The 21,819-nt window shown below is 19.9% G+C and carries 20 protein-coding genes and 1 pseudogene; 11 read left to right on the top strand and 10 right to left on the bottom strand.

Translation table 11 applies throughout. The features are described 5' to 3' along the window. Positions 1 to 68: 68 nt before the first annotated feature. Positions 69 to 767 carry a deoxyribodipyrimidine photo-lyase gene (locus tag LDP12_RS01810; protein WP_265226673.1) on the bottom strand — a complete coding sequence of 233 codons (699 nt, stop codon included), beginning with the start codon at positions 765 to 767 and terminating at the stop codon, positions 69 to 71. Positions 768 to 964: 197 nt separating this feature from the next. On the opposite strand from LDP12_RS01810, the gene fldA reads away from it, so the two are divergent. Then, positions 965 to 1,471 (top strand): flavodoxin FldA, encoded by a 507-nt coding sequence (gene fldA / locus LDP12_RS01805; protein ID WP_265226672.1) that lies wholly within the window; start codon positions 965 to 967, stop codon positions 1,469 to 1,471. 77 nt (positions 1,472 to 1,548) lie between these two features. Here fldA and gap read toward each other — a convergent pair whose 3' ends face one another. Beyond that, a complete protein-coding gene (gene gap, locus LDP12_RS01800) occupies positions 1,549 to 2,544 on the bottom strand; it encodes a type I glyceraldehyde-3-phosphate dehydrogenase (protein WP_265226671.1) in 996 nt (331 codons plus the stop codon). 284 nt (positions 2,545 to 2,828) lie between these two features. Between gap and mfd the strand changes: the two genes are divergently transcribed. Next, positions 2,829 to 4,886: a transcription-repair coupling factor gene (mfd, locus tag LDP12_RS01795; RefSeq protein ID WP_265226670.1), complete on the top strand. Its 2,058-nt coding sequence runs from the start codon at positions 2,829 to 2,831 to the stop codon at positions 4,884 to 4,886. A gap of 1 nt (position 4,887) precedes the next feature. Beyond that, positions 4,888 to 5,898: a beta-propeller fold lactonase family protein gene (locus tag LDP12_RS01790; protein ID WP_265226669.1), complete on the top strand. Its 1,011-nt coding sequence runs from the start codon at positions 4,888 to 4,890 to the stop codon at positions 5,896 to 5,898. On the opposite strand, the gene bioA is transcribed toward LDP12_RS01790, so the two are convergent. Further along, positions 5,887 to 7,194: an adenosylmethionine--8-amino-7-oxononanoate transaminase gene (gene bioA / locus LDP12_RS01785; protein ID WP_265226668.1), complete on the bottom strand. Its 1,308-nt coding sequence runs from the start codon at positions 7,192 to 7,194 to the stop codon at positions 5,887 to 5,889. The two genes, LDP12_RS01790 and bioA, sit on opposite strands and share 12 nt — an antisense overlap. A 94-nt stretch (positions 7,195 to 7,288) precedes the next feature. Between bioA and bioB the strand changes: the two genes are divergently transcribed. Both bioB and bioD read left to right on the top strand, forming a co-directional pair. Further along, positions 7,289 to 8,293 (top strand): biotin synthase BioB, encoded by a 1,005-nt coding sequence (gene bioB / locus LDP12_RS01780; protein ID WP_265226667.1) that lies wholly within the window; start codon positions 7,289 to 7,291, stop codon positions 8,291 to 8,293. A gap of 139 nt (positions 8,294 to 8,432) precedes the next feature. After that, positions 8,433 to 9,113, top strand: coding sequence for a dethiobiotin synthase (bioD, locus tag LDP12_RS01775; RefSeq protein ID WP_265226666.1), 681 nt, complete (start codon positions 8,433 to 8,435; stop codon positions 9,111 to 9,113). A 10-nt stretch (positions 9,114 to 9,123) separates the two neighbouring features. On the opposite strand, the gene glyA is transcribed toward bioD, so the two are convergent. Further along, the gene (glyA, locus tag LDP12_RS01770; RefSeq protein WP_265226665.1) at positions 9,124 to 10,377 is read right to left on the bottom strand and encodes a serine hydroxymethyltransferase; all 1,254 of its coding nucleotides are present in this window, start codon (positions 10,375 to 10,377) and stop codon (positions 9,124 to 9,126) included. Positions 10,378 to 10,431: 54 nt separating this feature from the next. Next, a complete protein-coding gene (gene hisS, locus LDP12_RS01765; protein ID WP_265226664.1) occupies positions 10,432 to 11,715 on the bottom strand; it encodes a histidine--tRNA ligase in 1,284 nt (427 codons plus the stop codon). A gap of 236 nt (positions 11,716 to 11,951) precedes the next feature. Between hisS and LDP12_RS01760 the strand changes: the two genes are divergently transcribed. The 6 genes from LDP12_RS01760 (at position 11,952) to yciA (ending at position 17,799) form a co-directional block, all read left to right on the top strand. Then, positions 11,952 to 12,728 (top strand): inositol monophosphatase family protein, encoded by a 777-nt coding sequence (locus tag LDP12_RS01760; protein WP_265226663.1) that lies wholly within the window; start codon positions 11,952 to 11,954, stop codon positions 12,726 to 12,728. A gap of 134 nt (positions 12,729 to 12,862) precedes the next feature. After that, the gene (gene trpD, locus LDP12_RS01755; RefSeq protein WP_265226662.1) at positions 12,863 to 13,867 is read left to right on the top strand and encodes an anthranilate phosphoribosyltransferase; all 1,005 of its coding nucleotides are present in this window, start codon (positions 12,863 to 12,865) and stop codon (positions 13,865 to 13,867) included. After that, positions 13,864 to 15,246, top strand: a complete 1,383-nt coding sequence (gene trpCF / locus LDP12_RS01750) for a bifunctional indole-3-glycerol-phosphate synthase TrpC/phosphoribosylanthranilate isomerase TrpF (protein WP_265226661.1) — start codon at positions 13,864 to 13,866, stop codon at positions 15,244 to 15,246. Before trpD ends, trpCF begins: the two co-directional genes overlap by 4 nt. Then, positions 15,243 to 16,445 (top strand): tryptophan synthase subunit beta, encoded by a 1,203-nt coding sequence (gene trpB, locus LDP12_RS01745; protein WP_265226660.1) that lies wholly within the window; start codon positions 15,243 to 15,245, stop codon positions 16,443 to 16,445. Before trpCF ends, trpB begins: the two co-directional genes overlap by 4 nt. After that, positions 16,445 to 17,251, top strand: coding sequence for a tryptophan synthase subunit alpha (gene trpA, locus LDP12_RS01740; protein ID WP_265226659.1), 807 nt, complete (start codon positions 16,445 to 16,447; stop codon positions 17,249 to 17,251). The genes trpB and trpA overlap by 1 nt, the downstream gene beginning before the upstream one ends. 143 nt (positions 17,252 to 17,394) lie before the next feature. Further along, positions 17,395 to 17,799: an acyl-CoA thioester hydrolase YciA gene (yciA, locus tag LDP12_RS01735; RefSeq protein WP_265226658.1), complete on the top strand. Its 405-nt coding sequence runs from the start codon at positions 17,395 to 17,397 to the stop codon at positions 17,797 to 17,799. A 257-nt stretch (positions 17,800 to 18,056) separates the two neighbouring features. Here yciA and ribA read toward each other — a convergent pair whose 3' ends face one another. The 5 genes and pseudogenes from ribA to LDP12_RS01710 all read right to left on the bottom strand — a co-directional run bounded on the left by ribA (position 18,057) and on the right by LDP12_RS01710 (position 21,800). Then, entirely contained in the window at positions 18,057 to 18,650 is a 594-nt protein-coding gene (gene ribA / locus LDP12_RS01730; protein ID WP_265226657.1) for a GTP cyclohydrolase II, read from the bottom strand. 24 nt (positions 18,651 to 18,674) lie between these two features. After that, positions 18,675 to 19,439: an orotidine-5'-phosphate decarboxylase gene (gene pyrF, locus LDP12_RS01725; RefSeq protein ID WP_265226656.1), complete on the bottom strand. Its 765-nt coding sequence runs from the start codon at positions 19,437 to 19,439 to the stop codon at positions 18,675 to 18,677. A 44-nt stretch (positions 19,440 to 19,483) separates the two neighbouring features. Further along, positions 19,484 to 20,338, bottom strand: a pseudogene (gene lipA / locus LDP12_RS01720) (lipoyl synthase); the annotation flags it as partial. Between the two features lie 97 nt (positions 20,339 to 20,435). Further along, entirely contained in the window at positions 20,436 to 21,107 is a 672-nt protein-coding gene (gene lipB / locus LDP12_RS01715; protein WP_265226654.1) for a lipoyl(octanoyl) transferase LipB, read from the bottom strand. Between the two features lie 36 nt (positions 21,108 to 21,143). Continuing rightward, on the bottom strand, positions 21,144 to 21,800 hold the full coding sequence (locus tag LDP12_RS01710) for a YchE family NAAT transporter (RefSeq protein ID WP_265226653.1): 657 nt from the start codon (positions 21,798 to 21,800) through the stop codon (positions 21,144 to 21,146). Positions 21,801 to 21,819 lie beyond the last annotated feature (19 nt).

The raw sequence follows: 21,819 nt of genomic DNA, 5'->3' as shown, positions 1-21,819 counted from the left end.
GTAATTAAAAAATTCTCTAATAGAAATAATTCCTAAAGAAAAATAAACTGAAAATTGACTAGTATTATTTAAATATGGAAAATCTTTATTTTGATTGTAATATAAAAATTTTTTTTTAAAAAAAAAACAATTTTTTTAAAAATATCATTATCTTTATAAGGAAATTTTTTAGTATTAAATTTTTTTAACTTATTACTTAAATATAATTTATTTTTTTTAAAAAAAATATTAGATTTATGAAAATTTTGTACTCTTAATATAGAAAATTGTGTCTTATTTTTTAAAATTTTTAAAATTTTTTTTTTAAAAAAACTAAAGATTCGATATGTTTTTCCTAAATTATTTTTTATTAAATCTGGATTAATTAAAATATTATCATGAAAAACTTTTATTTTAATTTTATATTTTTTAAAAAAACTTTTAATATAAATATTTTTGGCTTTATCAGAAAATTGATATTGATAATTATAAAAAATAGTATTAATTTTATATTTTTTACATATTAATAAAAGATATTGTATAGATTTTTTAAAATTTTTTATTTTTTTATAAACAAAAGAAATATTTAAATTTAAAAATTTTTTTTGTAAAAAAAATAATCTTTTATGTAAAAAACTATACTGTATATATTTTTTTCTTTTCTTCCATTTATTTAATACTAATATAAATAATACAATCACTTTTTTTTTTTTATCTTTACATGCAGAATATAAAGCATAATTATCATTAATTCTTAAATCGTTTTTTATCCAAACTAAATTTGTCATAAAATAACCTATTTTATTTAAAATTTAAATTTTATATAATTTATAAAATTTCTGTGAAATAAAAACATTAAAATCTTTAAAACTTGATGGTTAAGTTAATAAATTAAAATAGTATTTATATTTTTTTATAATTTCTAGTAAAATTAAATTAAATATTTTTCATGTAATAAAGAAATAAAAATATAAGGATTTTAAAAATGAAAAAAATTGGAATTTTTTTTGGAACTGATACTGGAAATACAGAAAAAATCTCTAAAATTATTCGTAAATATATTGGTAAAGAAAAAACTATTTTACATGATATATCTAAAACTGATATGAAAGATTTTTTAAAATATGATTTCTTAATTTTTGGTGTTCCAACTTGGTATTATGGAGAATTACAATGTGATTGGGATGATTTTCTTCCAATTTTAAAAAAAATTAATTTTAAAAATAAAAAAATTGCAATATTTGGATGTGGAGATCAAGAAGATTATGGAGAATATTTCTGCGATGGAATGAGAGAAATATATGATATTATTATATCTAGAGGAGCTAAAGTTATAGGAAAATGGTCTTCTAAAGGTTATTCTTTTGAATCTTCTAAAGCATTACTAAATAAAGAATATTTTTTAGGATTAGTGCTTGATGAAGATAGACAACCTAAACTAACTAAAAAAAGAATTAAAAAATGGTTAAAAAAAATTATAAATGTAAAATAATTTAAAAAAATATTATATAAATTAAATTAGGTATATATAAATTTAATATATACCTATTCAAAATTTTTTTAAAAATTTTATATAGAAATTAATTTTACAAGATCTAATACCTTACTAGAATATCCCATTTCATTATCATACCAAGAGATCAATTTAACAAAATTTTTATTTAAAGATAAACCAGCTGTAGCATCAAAAATTGATGTTAGTTCTGAACCATTAAAATCTGTAGAAACTACGCTATCTTCTGTATATCCTACAATTCCTTTCATTTCATTCATAGAATATTTTTTAATTACTGAACAAATTTCCTCATAACTAGCAGATTTTTTATATCTACATGTTAAATCTACAACTGATACATTTGGAGTAGGAACACGAAATGCTATTCCTGTAAGTTTATTATTTAATTCAGGTAAAACTTTTCCAACTGCAGCTGCAGCTCCTGTAGAAGAAGGAATAATATTTTGTAAAGCTCCTCTTCCACCTCTCCAATCTTTTAATGATACTCCATCTACAGTTTTTTGAGTAGATGTTGTTGCGTGAATAGTAGTCATTAATCCTTCTTTAATAGAAAACTCTGTATTAATAATCTTAGCCAAAGGAGCTAAACAATTAGTCGTACAAGATGCATTAGAAACTATTTTTTCTCCTCTATAAGAATTAAAATTTACTCCTTTTACAAACATTGGAATATTATCTTTAGAAGGACCTGTAATAACTACTTTTTTTGCTCCAGATACAAGATGTTTATAAGCAGTATCATGAGTTAAAAAAAATCCAGTTGATTCTACAACTGTATCTACAGATAATTTTCCCCACATTAATTTTTCTGGATTTCTTTCAGAAGTAATTTGAATAACTTGATTATCTACAATAATACAATTTTTTTGAACTTTAATAGATTTTGAAAAAAATCCATGTGTTGAATCATATTTCAACATATAAGCAATATATTCTACATCTAATAAATCATTTATAGCTACTATTTCAATATCATTTCTTTCTTGCGCAAGTCTAAATACTACTCTACCAATTCTACCAAAACCATTAATTCCGACTCTAATTTTCATATTATTCTCATAATTAAAAAATCAAAAACCAAAAAATTTTTTTTATAAATTTATTTATTTTAATAATCAAAATAGAATTTTATTCTGTTTTAAAAAAAAATATATTATAATATATTTTTATTTTTTTTAATTTTAACATATTATTCTAATAATAAATAAAAATTTTTAAATATTAAAATTTATAAAACTTTAATTTAAAATATTATTAAACTGTTTTTTTAAAAAAATTAATATATTTTTAATAAAATAAAATATTTATTTTAATATAATTGCTTGAAAAATTTATGAAAAAAAATTATTTTAAATTACTCAAAAAAAGAAATTTTGATATAAAAATTAATCAACCAATTGTACATATTAAACATGGAATTGGAAGATATCAAGGGTTGCAAACAATTGAAACATCTGGAATAAAATCTGAATATGTTGTTATTTTATATGCAGATAAAGATAAACTATATGTTCCAGTTTCTTCATTAAATTTAATTAATGTATATTCTAGCAATACTAAAAAAATTATTCCTTTACATAAATTAGGAAGTGATAATTGGAAAAAAGAAAAAAAAAAAATATCAAAAAAAATCTTTGATACTGCTGCAACATTATTAAAAATTTATGCAAAAAGAAGCTCTCATAAAGGTTTTTCTTTTAAAAAAAATAAAAAAAAATATATAGAATTTTGTAGTCTTTTTCCATTTAAAACTACACCTGATCAATCTAAAGTTATAGATTCTGTTTTACATGATATGTATTCTTCAAAACCTATGGACCGTTTAGTATGTGGAGATGTTGGATTTGGAAAAACAGAAGTAGCTATGCGGGCAGCATTTATAGCTAGTTATAATAATAAACAAGTAGCTATTTTAGTTCCCACTACATTACTTGCTCAACAACATTATAATAATTTCATAGAAAGATTCTCTAAATATTCTATCTCTATAGAAATGTTTTCTAATTTTAAAACTAAAAAAGAACAAAAATATATTTTAAAAAAAATAAAAAATGGAGAAATAAATATTTTAATAGGTACACATAAAATTTTATTAAAAAAACTTAAATGGAATAATTTAGGATTGTTAATTATTGATGAAGAACATCGATTTGGAGTTCATCATAAAGAATTCATGAAAAAAAAATTTTATAACATTGATATATTAACTTTAACTGCTACTCCAATTCCTAGAACTTTAAATATGTCTCTTTTAGGAATTCGAGACTTATCTATCATTCAAACTCCTCCAGATAAAAAATTATTAGTAAAAACATTTATTCGAAATAAAGATTCAAAAATTATTCGAAATGCAATTTTAAAAGAATTAAATCGAGGTGGTCAAGTATATTATATTTATAATAAAGTGAATAAAATTCAAAAAAAATTAGATTATTTATCTAAATTAGTTCCAGAAGGAAAATTTAATGTTGGACATGGTAAAATGAACAAAAAATGTTTAAAAAAAATAATCCATGATTTTTATCAAAATAAGTTTAACATATTATTATGTACAACAATTATTGAAAACGGATTAGATATTCCTTTAGCAAATACAATAATTATTGAAAACGCTGATTATTTTGGTTTATCACAATTACATCAATTACGTGGTAGAGTTGGAAGATCTTATCATCAAGCATATGCATGGTTATTAGTATCAAATTTAAATAAAATTACAGAAAATGCCAAAAAAAGATTTAAATCTATATCTTCTATACAAGATTTTAGCGCTGGATTTTCTTTGGCTACTCATGATTTAGAAATTAGAGGAGTAGGAGAAATTTTAGGAGCTAAACAAAGTGGATATATAGAAAATATAGGACTTGAATTGTATTTAAAACTATTAAAAAAAGCTATTCAAACCTTAAAAAAAGGAAATAAAAATGTTACTAAAAATTTATTTCATAGAAAAGCAAAAATTAAATTAAATATTCCAGCTTTAATTCCTGAAAACTATATTTCTGATATTAACGAAAGATTATCTTATTATTTAAAAATTTCTACTTTAAGTAATTTAAATCAATTAAATAAAATTAAATTTAATTTAAAAAAAATATTTGGTAAAATACCAAAATTATTAAAAAATTTATTAAATATAAAAAAAATACAAATTATTGCAGAATTGTATCAAATTAAAAAAATTAATTTTAATCATAAAGGTGGTGAAATTACATTTTCATCTTCAAATAATATAAATATAATATCTCTAGTAAATTATATTAAAAAAAAATTTAAATATTGGAAATTTAAAAAAAAAAATACCATTGTTTTCAAAAAAAACTTTCTAACTCCAGAAAAAAAAATGTGTTGGATAATTAAATTTATATTAAAACTAAAAAAAAATACATAATATGAAAAAAAAATATATAATTTACGTTTCTATTCCAAAAAAAAATATTATTGAAGTCTTTGAATTTAATTTATTAAAAAAAGTTAAAAAAATTCAAGAAATATCTACAAATAAAGAAATTCAACCTATTAAAGTATCTATAAAAAAAAAAAAATTATATGCAGGAATTAGAAATAATGCAAAAATCATCACATATGATATCAATAATCAAGGATTATTAAAAAAAAATAGTCAAATAAAAACATATGGAAATCCAAACCATATTTATATTGATAAAAATGAAAAATATTTATTTAACAGTTCTTATGGAAATAATTCTATTAGTTGTCATTTATTAGATAAAAATGGTATACCAAAAAAAATATATAAATTAAAAAATAAAATATTAGGTTGTCATGCTTCTATTATAGATAAATCTAATAAATTTTTATTTTTTACTGCTTTAAAATTAAATAAAATATTTATTTACAATATTGAAAATATTAAAAAATTATTTAAAATAAATGTAAATAAAATATATCATAAAAAAAATTATGGACCAAGACATTTATCTATTCATCCAAATAACAAATATTTATATATTCTAAATGAACTTAATAGTACAATTACTGTATGGAATATAAAAAACATAATTTATCAAAATAAAAATAAATATATACAAAAAATAAATATTACACCTATATTTTTTAAAAAAAAATGGGCAGCAGATATACATATTTCTCCTTGTGGTTTATTTTTATATGCTTCTGAAAGAGCTACGCATACAATTTCTTTATTTCAAATAAACCCAAATACAGGAAAAATAAAATTTTTAAAAATTTATAAAACAGAAAAACAACCTCGTAGTTTTACTATTGATAAAACAGGAAAATATATAATTGTTGTAGGTCAAAAATCAAATTCAGCATCTATATATTCTATAAATAAAAAAAATGGTTTTTTAAATAAAAAATTAAGTTTTATAACTATGCAAGAACCTTTATGGGTTGAAACATTGTTATTAAAAAGTTAAATTTTTATTATTATATATAAAATTTTCTGTATCTAAAGATAAAGCTATTACTTGAGTAATTTTTTTTAAACTATCTTTATCAATAATATATGCAGGAGTAGTATAAATTAAATTTCTAAATGGTTTTAACCAAATATTATTTTTAACAAAAAAATTTTGCATTTCTTTTATTTTAATTGGATAAATGCATTCTACAACTCCAATTGCTCCTAAAACTCTTATATTAGATACTTTAGGATGATTAGATAAATTTTTTAAATTTTTTTTTAATTCTCTTTCTATTTTTTTTACTTTGTTTTTCCATTTATTTTTTTTTAATATTTTAATATTTTCATTTGCCACTGCACAAGCTAATGGATTACCCATATAAGTTGGACCATGCATAAAACATTTTGACTTACCGTTACTTATTACATCTGCAATATGTCGTGTAGTTAATACAGCTGATAATGTTAAAGTACCTGCGGTCAATGCTTTTCCAATACATAATATATCTCCAGAAATATTAGCATGTTCTGATGCAAATAATTTTCCAGTTCTTCCAAAACCAGTGGCAATTTCATCTATAATTAAAGGAATTTTATATAAATTACATAATTTTCTTACATTTTTTAAATAATTAGGATGATAAAATTTCATTCCACCAGCACCTTGTACAATAGGTTCTAAAATTACACCAGCAATTTTATTTTGATTTTTATATATTAAATCTTTAAAAGATTTAAAATCAATATCATTCCAAATATCATTAAAAGATAAAGTAGGAGATTCTGCAAAAATATTTTTTGGTATAATATTATTATATATTTTGTGACAAGAATTTATAGGATCTGAAACTGAAGTAGCAAAAAATGTATCTCCATGATAACTATTCTTAATTGTTAAAAATTTTTTTTTATTAATCTTTAAAGAACTCCAATATTGTAAAATCATTTTAATAGCTATTTCTATAGCAACAGATCCAGAATCAGCTAAAAAAATACAATCTAAATTTTTAGGTGTAATTTTTAATAATTGACGGCATAATAAAATTGCAGGTTTATGTGTAATTCCTCCAAACATCACATGAGACATTTTCTTGATTTGTGTATATAAAGCGTTATTTAATTTTTTATTATTATAACCATGTATAGCAGACCACCAAGAAGACATACCATCAATAATTTTTTTTCCATTAGATAATTTTAAAAAAATGCCTTTTGCAGAAGTTACTAAAAAGCAATTACTTTCACCTGTAATTGATTCATAAGGATGCCAAATATGTTTTTTATCAAATAATAAATCTATTTTATTCATATTAGTTTTATTTTCTTTTTTTTTATTTTTTCAAATTTAAATATTAATAATTATAATCTTTTTTTTTAAAAAATACATTTATTTTGGAGAATATATGAACTTACGTTGGACTTTCAAAAAAACTCAAAAATTATTTAAAAAACCATTTTTTGATTTAATATATCAAGCTCAAAAAATACATCGTAAATATTTTGACCCAAATAGAATACAAGTTAGTACGTTGTTATCTATAAAAACAGGTTTATGTCCTGAAGATTGTAAATATTGTCCTCAAAGCGCTAGACATCCTACTAATTTAAAATATGAACCTTTACTTAATAAAAATAAAATTTTAAAAGCTGCAAAAAAAGCAAAAAAAATAGGAGCTAGTAGATTTTGTATGGGTGCAGCTTGGAAAAATCCTAAAGAAAAAGATATTCCATATCTAGAAAAAATTGTTAAAAAAGTAAAAAAATTAGGATTAGAAACTTGTATGACATTAGGAGAATTAACTTTAACACAAGCTCAAAAATTACATAATGCTGGTTTAGATTTTTATAATCATAATATAGATACTTCTAAAAATTTTTATTCTAAAATAATTTCTACGCGAACATATAAAAGTAGATTAAAAACTTTAAAAAATATTAGAAATTCTGGAATAAAAATTTGTTCTGGAGGTATTATAGGATTAGGAGAAAAAGTTCAAGATAGAATAGAATTTTTAATGGAATTATCTAATCTTCCTAAACCTCCTGAAAGTATACCTATAAATATGCTAGTAAAAATTCCTGGAACTCCATTAGAAAATAATAAAAAAGTAAATGAATTTGATTTTATTAGAATTATAGCAATTGCTAGAATTATGATGCCTAAATCATATATTAGACTTTCTGCTGGAAGAGAAAAAATGAATTTTCAAACACAAGCTATGTGTTTTATGGTTGGAGCGAATTCTATTTTTTATGGTTGTAAATTACTAACTACAAAAAATCAAAGTGAAAAAAAAGATATAAAATTATTTCAGAAATTAGATTTAAAACCAGAAAAATTTGAATCTAAATTTAATAATCAACATTATAATAAAAATTTTTTTTATAATGCTTTAGAAAAAGAGTAACAAAATTTTTATATAAGAAATTTTTTATTATTAAAAAATACTTATGTTAAACTTAAATATAAAATATTTTGTTAAGTTTAGCATAAAATTACTAAATTTAATTGTATATTATACATTTTATAAAAATATTAATTAAAATATGAAAAAAAAATTTTTTATTACAGGAACAGATACAAATGTTGGAAAAACTTTAATTAGTTGTATTTTATTAAAAAAAGCACAGAAATTTGGATTTAAATCTGTAGGATATAAACCTATATCATCTGGGTTAACAACTAAAAAATATTATAAAAAAATTAATGAAGATGCATATTTATTAAATAAATATAGTTTTAAAAAATTTTCATTAAAAGATATTAATCCTATAAATTTTAAAAAATCTATTCCTCCACATATTGCTAGTAAAATTAATAAAAAAAAAATTAGTTTAAAAAAAATGTCTCATGGGTTAAACAAAATTTCTAAAAAATCAAATTGGATTTTAATAGAAGGAGCAGGAGGATGGCATACTCCTTTATCTAATAAAAAAAAATTTTCAGATTGGGTAATTTCAGAAAAATTACCAGTATTAATTGTTGTTGCAATTAAAATAGGTTGTATAAATCATGCTATTTTAACAAAAAACTCTATTATAAATTCTAAATTAAAATGTTTAGGATGGATTGCAAATAATATTTATAAAAAAAAAGAAATATATTATCAAGAATATATTAAATATTTAAAAACAGAATTAAATATACCATTTATTGGAGAAGTTAATTTTTTAAAAAATAAAAAGATAAATATCAAAAAAATTAAATTAAATATATCATTAATTTAAAATTAAAAAATTATGAATAAATTGGATATTTTTTACAAATACTTAGTATATTTTTTTTAATTTTAGAACTTATGTTATAGTTTTTAAAATTATTTAATAAAACAGTAATTAAATAAGCAATTTCTTCTGATTCTGATTCTTTTATTCCACGATTTGTAATCGCTGGAGTTCCAATACGAATTCCAGAAGTTATAAAAGGACTTTTTAAATCATTCGGTATTGTATTTTTATTAACTATAATATTCGAACAACTTAAAAAATCTTCTGCATCTTTTCCTGTAATATTATTTTGAACAAGATTTAGAACAAATAAATGATTTTTTGTACCATTAGAAACTATTTTAAATTTCTTTTTTAAAAAATATTTTGACATTACTTGAGAATTTTTTAAAATTTGTTTTTGATATTTTTTAAATGACGTACTCATAGCATGTTTAAATGAAATAGCTTTAGCTGCTATAACATGCATTAATGGTCCTCCTTGAGATCCAGGAAAAATAGATTTATCTAATTTTTCATATAATAATTTATCTTTTGCGTTAGATAATATTAAACCTCCTCTTGGTCCAGAAAGTGTTTTATGTGTAGTGGTAGTTACTACATGAGCATAATTTATAGGACTTGGATATAAATTAGAAGCTATTAATCCAGCAATATGAGCAATATCTACAACCAAATAAGCTTTAATTTCATCAGCTATTTCTCTCATTTTTTTCCAATTACATTGACCTGAATAAGAAGAAAAACCACCAATAATAATTTTAGGTTGATATTTTTTTGCTAAAAATCTAATATTTGAATAATCAATTTTTTCAAATTTATTTAATTTATAAGATATAGATTTATATATTTTTCCAGAAAAATTTACTAAAGATCCATGTGTTAAATGACCTCCATCAATTAAATTCATTCCTAAAATTAAATCTCCAGGTTTTAAAAGAGCGTTATAAACAGAAAAATTTGCTTGAGAACCAGAATGAGGTTGAACATTAGCATAATCTGCTTGAAATAATTTTTTAGCTCTTGAAATTGCTAAATTTTCTATTTTATCTATATATTTACATCCTCCATAATAACGATGATTTGGATATCCTTCAGCATATTTGTTTGTTAAAATAGATCCTTGAGCTAACATTACTTCTTTAGTAGCATAATTTTCTGAAGCTATAAGAGTAATATTTTTATTTTGTCTTTGAGTTTCTTTATATAATAAATTCCATAATTTTGTATCATTTTTAAAATTTTTACTTTGATCAAAGTACATCTTTTTAAAATCCTTACTGTAATATTGAAAATATTATATTTAAATGTAAATATATTATTTTAAAAAAAATTTTTTTAATGTTGTAATAACTTTTTTTATATTTATTAATTTGATTTTATTAGTATTACAATATCGAATTTCAATTATATTATTAATTAATGTATATTTATTTATAATAATAATTATTTTTGATTGAAATTTTTTTGCTCGAATAATTTTTTTTTTTATTGAGCCAAGATTAAAATCCTGAATAATTTTTAATTTACTAAAATAATTTCTAATTTTTTCTGAATATTTTATACATAATATCTTATTTTCACGTAAATCAGAAATTATATAAATATCATTTGTTAAATTTTGATTTATTTTTTTTTTATTTTTTCGCAGAATATATATTAAACGTTCCATACCAATTGCAAATCCTAACGCAGGAGTAGACGGTCCTCCTAAAATATTAATTAAATTATCATAACGTCCACCAGCACAGATAGTATTTTGAGAACCTAATTTTTTACTTTTATATTTCCATTCAAATACAACGCTATTATAATAATCTAATCCACGTACTAAATTTTTATTTATTATAAAAGGAATATTCATTTTTTTAATTAAAGAACATAAATTTTTAAAATGATTTTTAGAATTTTTATCAATATAATCTAGTAAAACTGGACCATGTCTTAATAAATTTTGAACATTTAAATTTTTGCTGTCCAATATTCTTAGAGGATTAGTATATAATCTTTTTCTAGATTCTATATCTAAAGAATCTATATTAGAATTTAAGAAAAATTTTAAATCAGATTTATACTTTTCACGAGATTGAATACTTCCAATAGAATTTATTTCTAAAAAAATTTTTTTATCTATTTTTAAATTTTTCCAACAACGATATAAAAGTATAATTAATTCTAAATCTATACAAGGATCACTTAAACCATAAACTTCACAACCAAATTGATAAAATTGTCTATAACGACATTTTTGAGGTCTTTCATATCTAAACATTGGACCAAAATACCAAAATCTTTGATTAATATTTTTTAATAGATTATTCTCTAAAACAGCTCTTGCACAACTTGCTGTAGCTTCTGGACGTAATGTAATACTTTTTTTTTTATTATCAAAAAATGTATACATTTCTTTTTCTATAATATCAGTAACCTTTCCAATAGATTTTTTAAATAATTGAGTATGTTCTAATATTGGTAATCTAATTTCTTTATATCCATAATTCTTAAATATTATTTTTAAAATTTTTTCAGTATATTCCCAAAAATATAACTCTTCAGGAAGGTAATCATGCATTCCTCTTATGGATTTTATTTTTTTAATCATAATAAATATTATCTCTGGTATAAAATTAATATCAAAATATATTTTTTAATATATTTCAGAAAAAAAATAAATCATCTAAAAAACTTGATACAATTAAATTGTATAAAAATATTTATATAAAATAAAAAATAAATAAATAATTTAAATATTTTTAATCTAGTAATTGTACTATTATATAACGACTTTTATTTTATAAAATAATATTTTTTAATTTTATTACACACAGGAAAAAAAAAATGCATCCTATATTAAATATAGCAATTCAGGCAGCCATAAAAGGAGGTAATAATATTATTCAAGCATATGATAAAAATACATTTAACTATCTAAAAAATAAAGAAATTCTTCAAAAAGAAATTTATAAAACAAAAAATATGATTATAAATCTAATAAAAAAATCATATTTTAAACATCATATATTATTTAATTATAACAGTTCTAAATTAAAAAAATTTAAAAATCCAACATGGATAATTAATCTTATTCATGGAAAAAAAAATTTTAAGAAAAGATTTCCAAATTTTTGCGTTTCAATAACCATTTTTGTACAAAAAAAAATTAACTCTTCAGTAATATATGATCCATTAAAAAATGAATTATTTACAGCAGTAAATGGTCATGGAGCACAAATTAATGGACATAGAATGCGATCTTCAAAAACATATTTGTTAAAAAAAATTTTTGTTTCTGCTAAAATTAATTATATGATCTTTCAAAAAAATCATATTTTTTATAAAATTTTAAAAAAAATTTTTAAAAAAGGAATTATTTTTAGAAGTACTAATTTAGTACCTTTAGATTTAGCTTACTTGGCTAATGGAAGAATTGATTGTATTATTGAATATAATTTTAAAATAAAGAATTATTATTCAGGAATTTTACATGTTAAAGAAACAGGAGGAATAATTAGTGATTATCAAGGAGGATTTGATTACAATAATAAAACTGTTATTATCGCAAATAATGCTAAAGTTCTTTCATTAATTTTAAAAAAAATAAAATCATTATATTAAAAATAATTTATATTAAATCTCTAATAATTAAAAATTAAAAAATATTATTTAAATATTTTTAAAATTTAAAAAATAAAAATTAAAAATTAAGTATTATTTCAAAAATATTAATTTATTATACGAATAAAAAAAAAATGAAAAAAATTTTAAATAAGTTGTTATGTTCTAAAAATCTTCAAAAAACAGAAATGTATAAATTAATGCTTTTAATTGGAAAAAAAAAAATTAATTTATCACAAATTTCTAGTATTATAACTGCTATTAAAATAAAAGGAATTAAAAAAAGAGAAATATTAGGATTAATACAAGCATCCTGGAAGTTAATGAAAAAATTTCCTAAACAAAAATGTAAATATTCTGATATAGCAGGTACAGGTGGAGATTCAAGTAATGGAATTAATATTTCTACATCTAGTGCTTTAATTGCAGCATTATTAGGATTTAAAATTATTAAACATTGCAATGAAAGTATTACTAGTAGTTCTGGATCTTCTAATATACTACAATGTTTCAATATTAATACACAAATGTCTATAGAATCATCAAAACAAATGTTTAACAAATTTAATATTTGTTTTTTAAATGCACAAAAATATAATCCTATATTTAAACATGTTCATCAAGTTCGATCAGAATTAAAAATAAGAACTTTTTTTAATATTGCAGGACCTCTTCTTAATCCTTCTCAACCAAAATTAGGAGTAATTGGAACGTATAGTAAGGATATTATGTTTTTTATGGCAAAAATAATACAAAAAATGAAATATAAAAAAATATTTTTAATTAATAGTGATAAAACAGATGAAGCAACTTTATATAAACCCACTTATTTAGTGAAAATTAAAAATAAAAAAATTACTTCTAAAGTATACACTCCTTCAGATTTTGGTTTATCATGGAGAATAAAAAAAAATATTGAAAAAAGATCTTTACAAGACAACTTTAAAATTTTAAAAAAAATTTTTAAAGGTAAAGGATCAGATGAAGATAACGAATTAATAGCAATAAACACATCTATTTTATTAAAAATTTTCGGAAATAAAAATTTAAAAAAAAATACTATAGATAGTTTAAAAATTCTTCATAGCGGTAAAATTTATAATTTTATAAAAAATATTTCTAGAGTAGGAGAAATATGATTCAAACAACATTAAAAAAAATCTTAATTAAAAAAAAAAAATGGATTGAAAATCAAAAAATTAAAAAACCAATTCAATATTTACAAAAAAAAATTTCTATAAAAACTAGAAGTTTTATTAAATCTTTAAATAAAAATAAAATTTCTTTTATTTTAGAATGTAAAAAATCTTCACCTTCATTAGGAATAATTAATAAAAATTTTAATTTAAATGAAATTTCCTCTGTATATAAAAAATACGCTGATGTAATTTCAGTAATCACAGAAAATCATTATTTTCATGGAAATATAGAAAACATATCTATCGTAAGAAATCAAGTATCACAACCTATTTTATGTAAAGATTTTATTTTTGATCCATATCAAATATATTTAGCTAGATATTATCAAGCAGATGCTGTTTTATTAATGTTATCTGTTTTAAATGATAATGAATATATTTTTTTATCAAATTTATGTAAAAATATGAATTTAGGTATTTTAACAGAAGTACATAATATACAAGAATTAAAAAGAGCAATATATTTAAAAGCTCAAGTAATTGGAATTAATAATCGTAACTTAAAAAATCTTTCAATCGATATCAATAATACCTATAATCTAGCTCCTTTAATTCATAAAAAAGCAATCATTATTAGCGAATCTGGATTCTATAAAAATTTTCAACTTAGAAAATTATCTTCTATAGTAAATGGATTCTTAATTGGTTCTAGTTTAATGAAAAAAAAAAACTTAAGTATAGCAGTTAAAAAAATTATTTTTGGGAATAATAAAATTTGTGGTTTAACACGAATAAAAGATGCAAAAATATCAGAAAAATATGGAGCAATTTATGGTGGATTAATTTTTTGTAAAAATTCTCCAAGAAAAATAAATTTTAAAAAAGCAGAAAAAATTACTTCTATTAAAAATTTAAAATTTGTAGGAGTATTTCAAAATCAAAATATTAGTGAAATTATTAAAAAAGTTTCATTATTAAATCTAAAAACTATACAATTACACGGAACAGAAAATGAAGAATATATACAAACTCTTATAAAACATTTAGGATATAAAATAAAAATTTGGAAATCTATAGGAGTAAATAAAAATATATATTTTTATCAAAAATTTTTAAATGTTAATAAATATTTATTTGATAATATTAATCCAGGAAGTGGAAAAAGTTTTAATTGGAAAATATTAAAAAATGAAAATTTAAAAGAAATTATATTATCAGGTGGACTAAATTTAACAAATGTTCAAAAAGCATTACAATCTAATTTCTTTGGTTTAGATTTTAATTCTGGATTAGAAAAAAGTATAGGAATTAAAGATAAACATAAAATAAAAAAAATATTTAAAATTATAAGAAATTATATTATAAGGAAAAAAAAATGAAAAAAAATAATTCATATTTTGGAAAATTTGGAGGACAATTCGTTCCAGAAATATTAATTCCTGCATTAAATGAATTAGAAAAATGTTTTCTTCAAGAAAAAAAAAATATTAAGTTTAAAAAAAAATTTAATGAATTATTAAAAAATTTTGCAGGACGACCTACTCCATTAACATTATGTAAAAATATTACACAAGGAACAAAAACTAAAATTTATTTAAAAAGAGAAGATTTATTACATGGAGGAGCACATAAAACTAATCAAGTTCTAGGACAAGCATTATTAGCTAAAAAAATGAATAAAAAAGAAATTATTGCAGAAACAGGAGCAGGACAACATGGAGTTGCATCAGCTCTTGTATGTGCTAGATTAAATTTAAAATGTAGAATTTATATGGGAGAAAAAGATATTCAACGTCAATATTCAAATGTTTTACGAATGAAATTAATGGGAGCAAAAATAATTCCGGTAAATTCTGGAAACTCGACATTAAAAGATGCATGTAATGAAGCTATGCGAGATTGGTCAGAAAACTATAATACAGCATATTATATGTTAGGAACAGTAGCAGGACCTCATCCTTACCCGAAAATAGTAAAATATTTTCAAAAAATAATTGGTCAAGAAACCATTAAACAAATTTTATTAAAAGAAAATAAACTTCCAAATTCAATAATAGCTTGCGTAGGAGGAGGATCTAATTCTATTGGAATATTTGAATCTTTTTTGAATAATAAATCTATATCTTTAATTGGAGTAGAAGCTGCTGGAAAAGGTCTTCAAACAAAAAAACATAGCGCTTCATTAACTAAAGGTACTACAGGTATTTATTTTGGAATGAAATCTTTAATTTTACAATCGAAAGAAGGACAAATTAAAAAATCATGGTCAATTTCTTCTGGATTAAATTTTCCTTCAGTAGGTCCAGAACATGCATGGTTAAAAAAAAATAAAGTAGTAAAATATGTTTCTGTATTAGATATAGATGCTATTAAAGCTTTTTTGTTATTATCAAAAAAAGAAGGTATTATTCCAGCATTAGAATCATCTCATGCTTTATCATATGCATTACAATTAATGAATAAAAATAAAAATAAAAAACAAATATTTATTGTAAATTTATCTGGAAGAGGAGATAAAGATATTGAAACAGTAAATAAATTTTTAAAAAAAAATGATCTAAATATTAAGGAAATTTAATGAATCGATATAAAGTTATGTTTAATAATAAAAAAAATACAGAAAAAATTTTTGTTCCATTTTTAATTTTAGGTGATCCTAATTTAAAACAATCTATAAAAATTATTAAAACTGTGATTTCTTCTGGAGCAGATGCTATAGAACTTGGTATACCATTTTCAGATCCATTAGCAGACGGACCGATCATACAAAAATCTAATAAACGTGCTTTAAAAAATAAAATTTCTATAAAAAAAATCTTTAAAACGATAAAAAAAATACGTAAAGAAAATAAAAAATTACCTATAGGACTATTAATATATGCAAATTTAATTTTCAATTTTGGTATCAAAAAATTTTATTATTATTGTTATAAATCTGGAATAGATTCAGTACTTATTCCTGATGTTCCTATACAAGAATCATATGAATTTCGTAAATATTCTTTATTAAATAAAATATCTTCAATTTATATATGTCCTCCAAATGCTAATAATATATTAATTAAAAAAATATCTAAATATAGTCAAGATTATGTATATTTAGTATCTAGAACTGGAGTCACAGGAATTCATAAAAAAAATACAAAAATTAATATTAAAATAATTAATATGTTAATAAAAAATAAATCTGCACCTATTTTAAATGGTTTTGGAATAAATAAATGTACTAATATAAAATTAATATTTAAATCTGGAATTTCAGGCATTATATGTGGTTCAAAAATTATTTCTTTAATAGAAAAATATTTATTAAATGAAAATAAAATGCTTAAAAAAATTAAAAAATTATGTATTTTTTTTAAAAAATCTACTTATTTAAAATAAAATATTTTTGTTATTTAAATAAACAAATTCAAAATTTAAATTTTAAAGAAAATTATCAATTTAAAAAATTTAAGTTAATATTTAAATATTTTTATTATTTTATAAAAATTAAAAATTTTAAAACAGGAACAAAAAAAAAAAAAATGAATGAAAATATTAAAAATAAAAAGAATATGCTTTTAAAAACTTTAGCTATGCCTAATCATACCAATGCTAATGGAAATATTTTTGGAGGATGGATAATGTCACAAATGGATATGGGAGGAGCAATCTTAGCAAAACAAATATCTTTAGGTAGAGTAGTAACAGCGCAAGCAAAAAAAGTTTCTTTTATTTATCCGATCTCTATCGGAGATATTATTAATTGCTATGGAAAATGTATTAAAATTGGAACTAGTTCTATGAAAATAAAAATAGAAATTTGGGTAAAAAGATTATATTCTAAGCCTATTCAAGAAGAATATCTAGCTACATATGGAAAATTTATTTATGTTGCTATAGATAAAAAAGGAAAACCGAGAAAAATTTTTTATAAAAATAATTTATAAAAAACAGAGAAAATTAATTTATTTTTTAGATATTAAATATACTCATAAAAAAATATTTTAATTATATTAAATATTTTTAAAATATTTTTATATTTATATAAAAATTTATATTATATAAAAAATTATAAATTATAAATTTTTTTTTAAATAGTAAATTAAAAATAAAATAATATAAAAATTAAAATACTATAAAAAATTTTAAAAATTAAAAAAAATATCACAAAAAATTATTATTTGTTTGAATATTCCTATTATCTTTAAAAAAAATGACCCATTTTATTTTTTTTTGTATGAACATAAAATTTATTTATTTTATTTAAACCAACAATTAAAGATACTCTTTCTTGAATCTGAATACCATGTTTACTTAAAATTTTAACTTTTTTAGGATTATTGGTTAATAAACGTATTTTTTTTATTTTTAATAATTTAAAAATATCTGAACAAATTTTAAAATCTCTTTCATCGGATAAAAAACCTAATTTATGATTTGCTTCTACAGTATCTAATCCCATATCTTGTAAAGCATACGCTTTAATTTTATTAATTAATCCTATATTTCTTCCTTCTTGTCGATGATATATTAAAATTCCAGCACCTTCTTGAGATATTATATTTAATGAAGTTTTTAATTGTATTCCGCAATCACAACGTAAGCTAAATAATGAATCTCCAGTTAAGCATTCTGAATGAATACGAGCTAATATAGTTTTTTTTTGACGATATATATTTCCATAAATTAAAGCTATATGATTATTATTTTTTTTTTTATTACTTTCTTCAAAAGCAATAATCGAAAACTTACCCCAACGTGTAGGTAATATAGATTGTGCAATTTTTTTTAATCTCATGAAATCTCTATAATTTTCAAAATGTTAGTTTGATATTTTATTAATATTTAAAATATTAAAATTTTTTTTTTTATTATTAATTAATAAAAAAATTTTTTTTAAATCATTAATTGGATTCTGTGAAAAAGTAATAATTCTACCTAAAACAATGTAATCTATTTTTAAATTTACTGCTTTTTCTGGAGTAATTACATTTTTTTGATCATGCAAAGAACTATTTAACATTCTAACTCCTGGAGTGATAATTTTAAAATCTGCTCCTAAAATTTTTTTTATATCTTTAACAGCGCTTCCAGGACATACAACACCATCTAAACCAATTTTTTTAGATAACTTTGCTAATAATAAAATTTGTTTATTAATAGAGGAATATATTCCTATTTCATTTAAATTTTTATTTGAAAAACTACTTAAAACTGTTACAGAAATTAATAAAGGAGGTTTTTTAAAAAATTTTATTGCTGATTTAGCAGATTTCATCATATCTTTTCCTCCAGATGCATGAATACTAATCATCCATAAATTTAATTTAGAAAAAGATTTAATAGCTCGAAAAACAGTATTAGGAATATCATTTAATTTTAAATCTAAAAAAACTTTAAATCCTAAATGTATAATTTTTTTTAAAAAATTTATACCAAATAAAAAAAACATTTCTTTTCCAATTTTTAATCTATAAAATTTTGGATTTAAATTTTTTATTAACATTAATGCTTTTTTTTTACTAGAATAATCTAATGCAATAATTATTTTTGTTTTATAGGTTTTTTTTAAGTTAGTATATAACACTTTTAATCCTCTAATTAAAAATTATATTCTATTATAAATAATTATTATTTAATTACGTTATATTGTGCAAAAGCATGATATGATGATCGAACTAAAGGACCACAAAAAACATACTTAAAACCAATTAATAAAGCTTGATTTTTTATTTCTTCAAATTCTTCTAAATGAAAATATTTTTTTACAGAAATATGAAATTTACTTGGTTGTAAATATTGTCCAATAGTTAACATAGATACTCCATTATTATAAAGATCTTTAATAACTTGTAATATTTCAATTTTTTTTTCACCTAATCCAACCATTAATCCAGATTTAGTTGGAATATGAGGAAATTTTTTATGAAATTTATTTAATAAATATAAAGATTTTTTATAATTAGCTCCTGGACGAATATATTTATATAATCTAGGAACATTTTCTAAATTATGATTAAAAACATCAGGTAAATTTTTTCCAATCAAAGTCAATGCTAAATTTTCTTTTTTTCTAAAATCTGGAACTAGTATTTCAATTTTAATATTTTTAATTTTTCTAATTTCTTTAATACATTTAGAAAAATGTAAAGATCCACCATCTTTTAAATCATCACGATTTACAGAAGTAATGACCACATAACTTAAATTCATTTTTTTTATTACTTTTGCTAAATTTTTAGGTTCATTTTTATCTAAATATTTCGGTTGACCTTTTTTTACTGCACAAAAAGGACATTTACGTGTACAAATTGATCCTAAAATCATAAATGTTGCAGTTCCATTATTAAAACATTCATGTAAATTTGGACATCTAGCTTCTTCACATACAGTTTTTAAAGATTTATTTCTTAAAACTTTTTTAACATTCTGAATATTATTAAGATTAGTAGGAAATTTAATTTTAATCCAATTTGGTTTTATTAACATATTTAATAAATCTCAATTAAAATTTTATTTTTAAGGTAAAATAATTCAAATTTTACAAAAAAATATTTTTATATAAAGAATAAATCTAAAGAAATTAATTTTGATATATTTTATTAAAAACATTATATGAAGATTGATATTTTTCTTGATATTTAAAAATATTTAAAAATGTTTTAATAAATTGTTTTCTAAAAATATTCATTGTAATTGTAGGAATTACATCTATTAAATTTAAAATTTTTATAAATTTATTTCCACAAGGATTAATATATTTATATAAACTTAAATCAGTATGTATATTATAAGATATTCCATATAAAGAACAATGATTTTTAACACGTAAACCTATAAAACAAAATTTTTTTTTATTAATATATATACCTGGAGAATTTTTTATAGTATAAGCAGTAATCTGAAATTTTTTTAATGTTTTAATTACAACTTTTTCAATCAAAAAAAGAAATTTTTTAATACCAATTTTTTTTTCTTTTAAATTTATTAACATATAAACTAATTGCTGTCCTGGACCATGATAAGTTATTTTACCTCCTCTATTACATTGAACAATTGGAATATTACGTATTTTTTTAATAATATTTTTGTTTTTTTCTAATAAACCTGTAGTAAAAATTGAATTATGTTCTGTAAACCATAATTCATCTATTGTTTTCTGAGATCTAGAATTAGTAAATATATGCATAGCACTAGAAGTAATACTCCAATCAGTTTTTTTTAAATTTCTAATATAAATTTTATTTGGTTTCATATAAATTAAAATAGTATCATAAAAGATCAAATATTTTTAAATATCATGAACATTTTTATCAAGAATAAATCGTATTCCAGAAGTAATTAATTCTATTCCTACAGACATAAGTAATAATCCCATAATTTTAGTAATAATCTCCATACCAGTTTTACCAAAAAAATACATAAAAAATGGAGAAATACGAAATACAAAATAACAAAGCATAAAAAATATAAAAATTACTATACTAAAAAAAATCATATTTGTTAAACTAGAATTTTGAATGCTCCAAATTATCGTAGTGCTAATAGCACCAGGACCAGCAATTAAAGGCATAGCTAAAGGTATTATAGCAATATTATGTCTTTGTATATTATTTTTTTTAGTATATTTTTTTTTTGAATATAAAGAAGTATTATGATTATTAATCATAGAAAATGCTATAGTTAAAATTAATAAACCTCCAGAAATTTTAACAGATGATATAGAAATTGCAAAAAATTTTAAAATTGAATGACCAAAAAACAAAGATATTAATAAAATTAAAAACGCTGAAAAATTTGCTACTAAATTAATTCTATTTTTTTCTTTATCAGAAAAATGATTTGTCATACTTAAAAAAATTGGTATCATACCTATAGGATTAATTAATATAACTAAACTAATAAAAAATTTTATATAAATGGTAAAATCAAAATTCAATATATTCACATATCTTCCTTATATTTTG

Source organism: Buchnera aphidicola (Chaitophorus viminalis) (genome assembly GCF_026122795.1).
Taxonomy (GTDB): domain Bacteria; phylum Pseudomonadota; class Gammaproteobacteria; order Enterobacterales; family Enterobacteriaceae; genus Buchnera_J; species Buchnera_J aphidicola_BK.
This window is presented reverse-complemented; position numbering and strand designations above follow the sequence as displayed.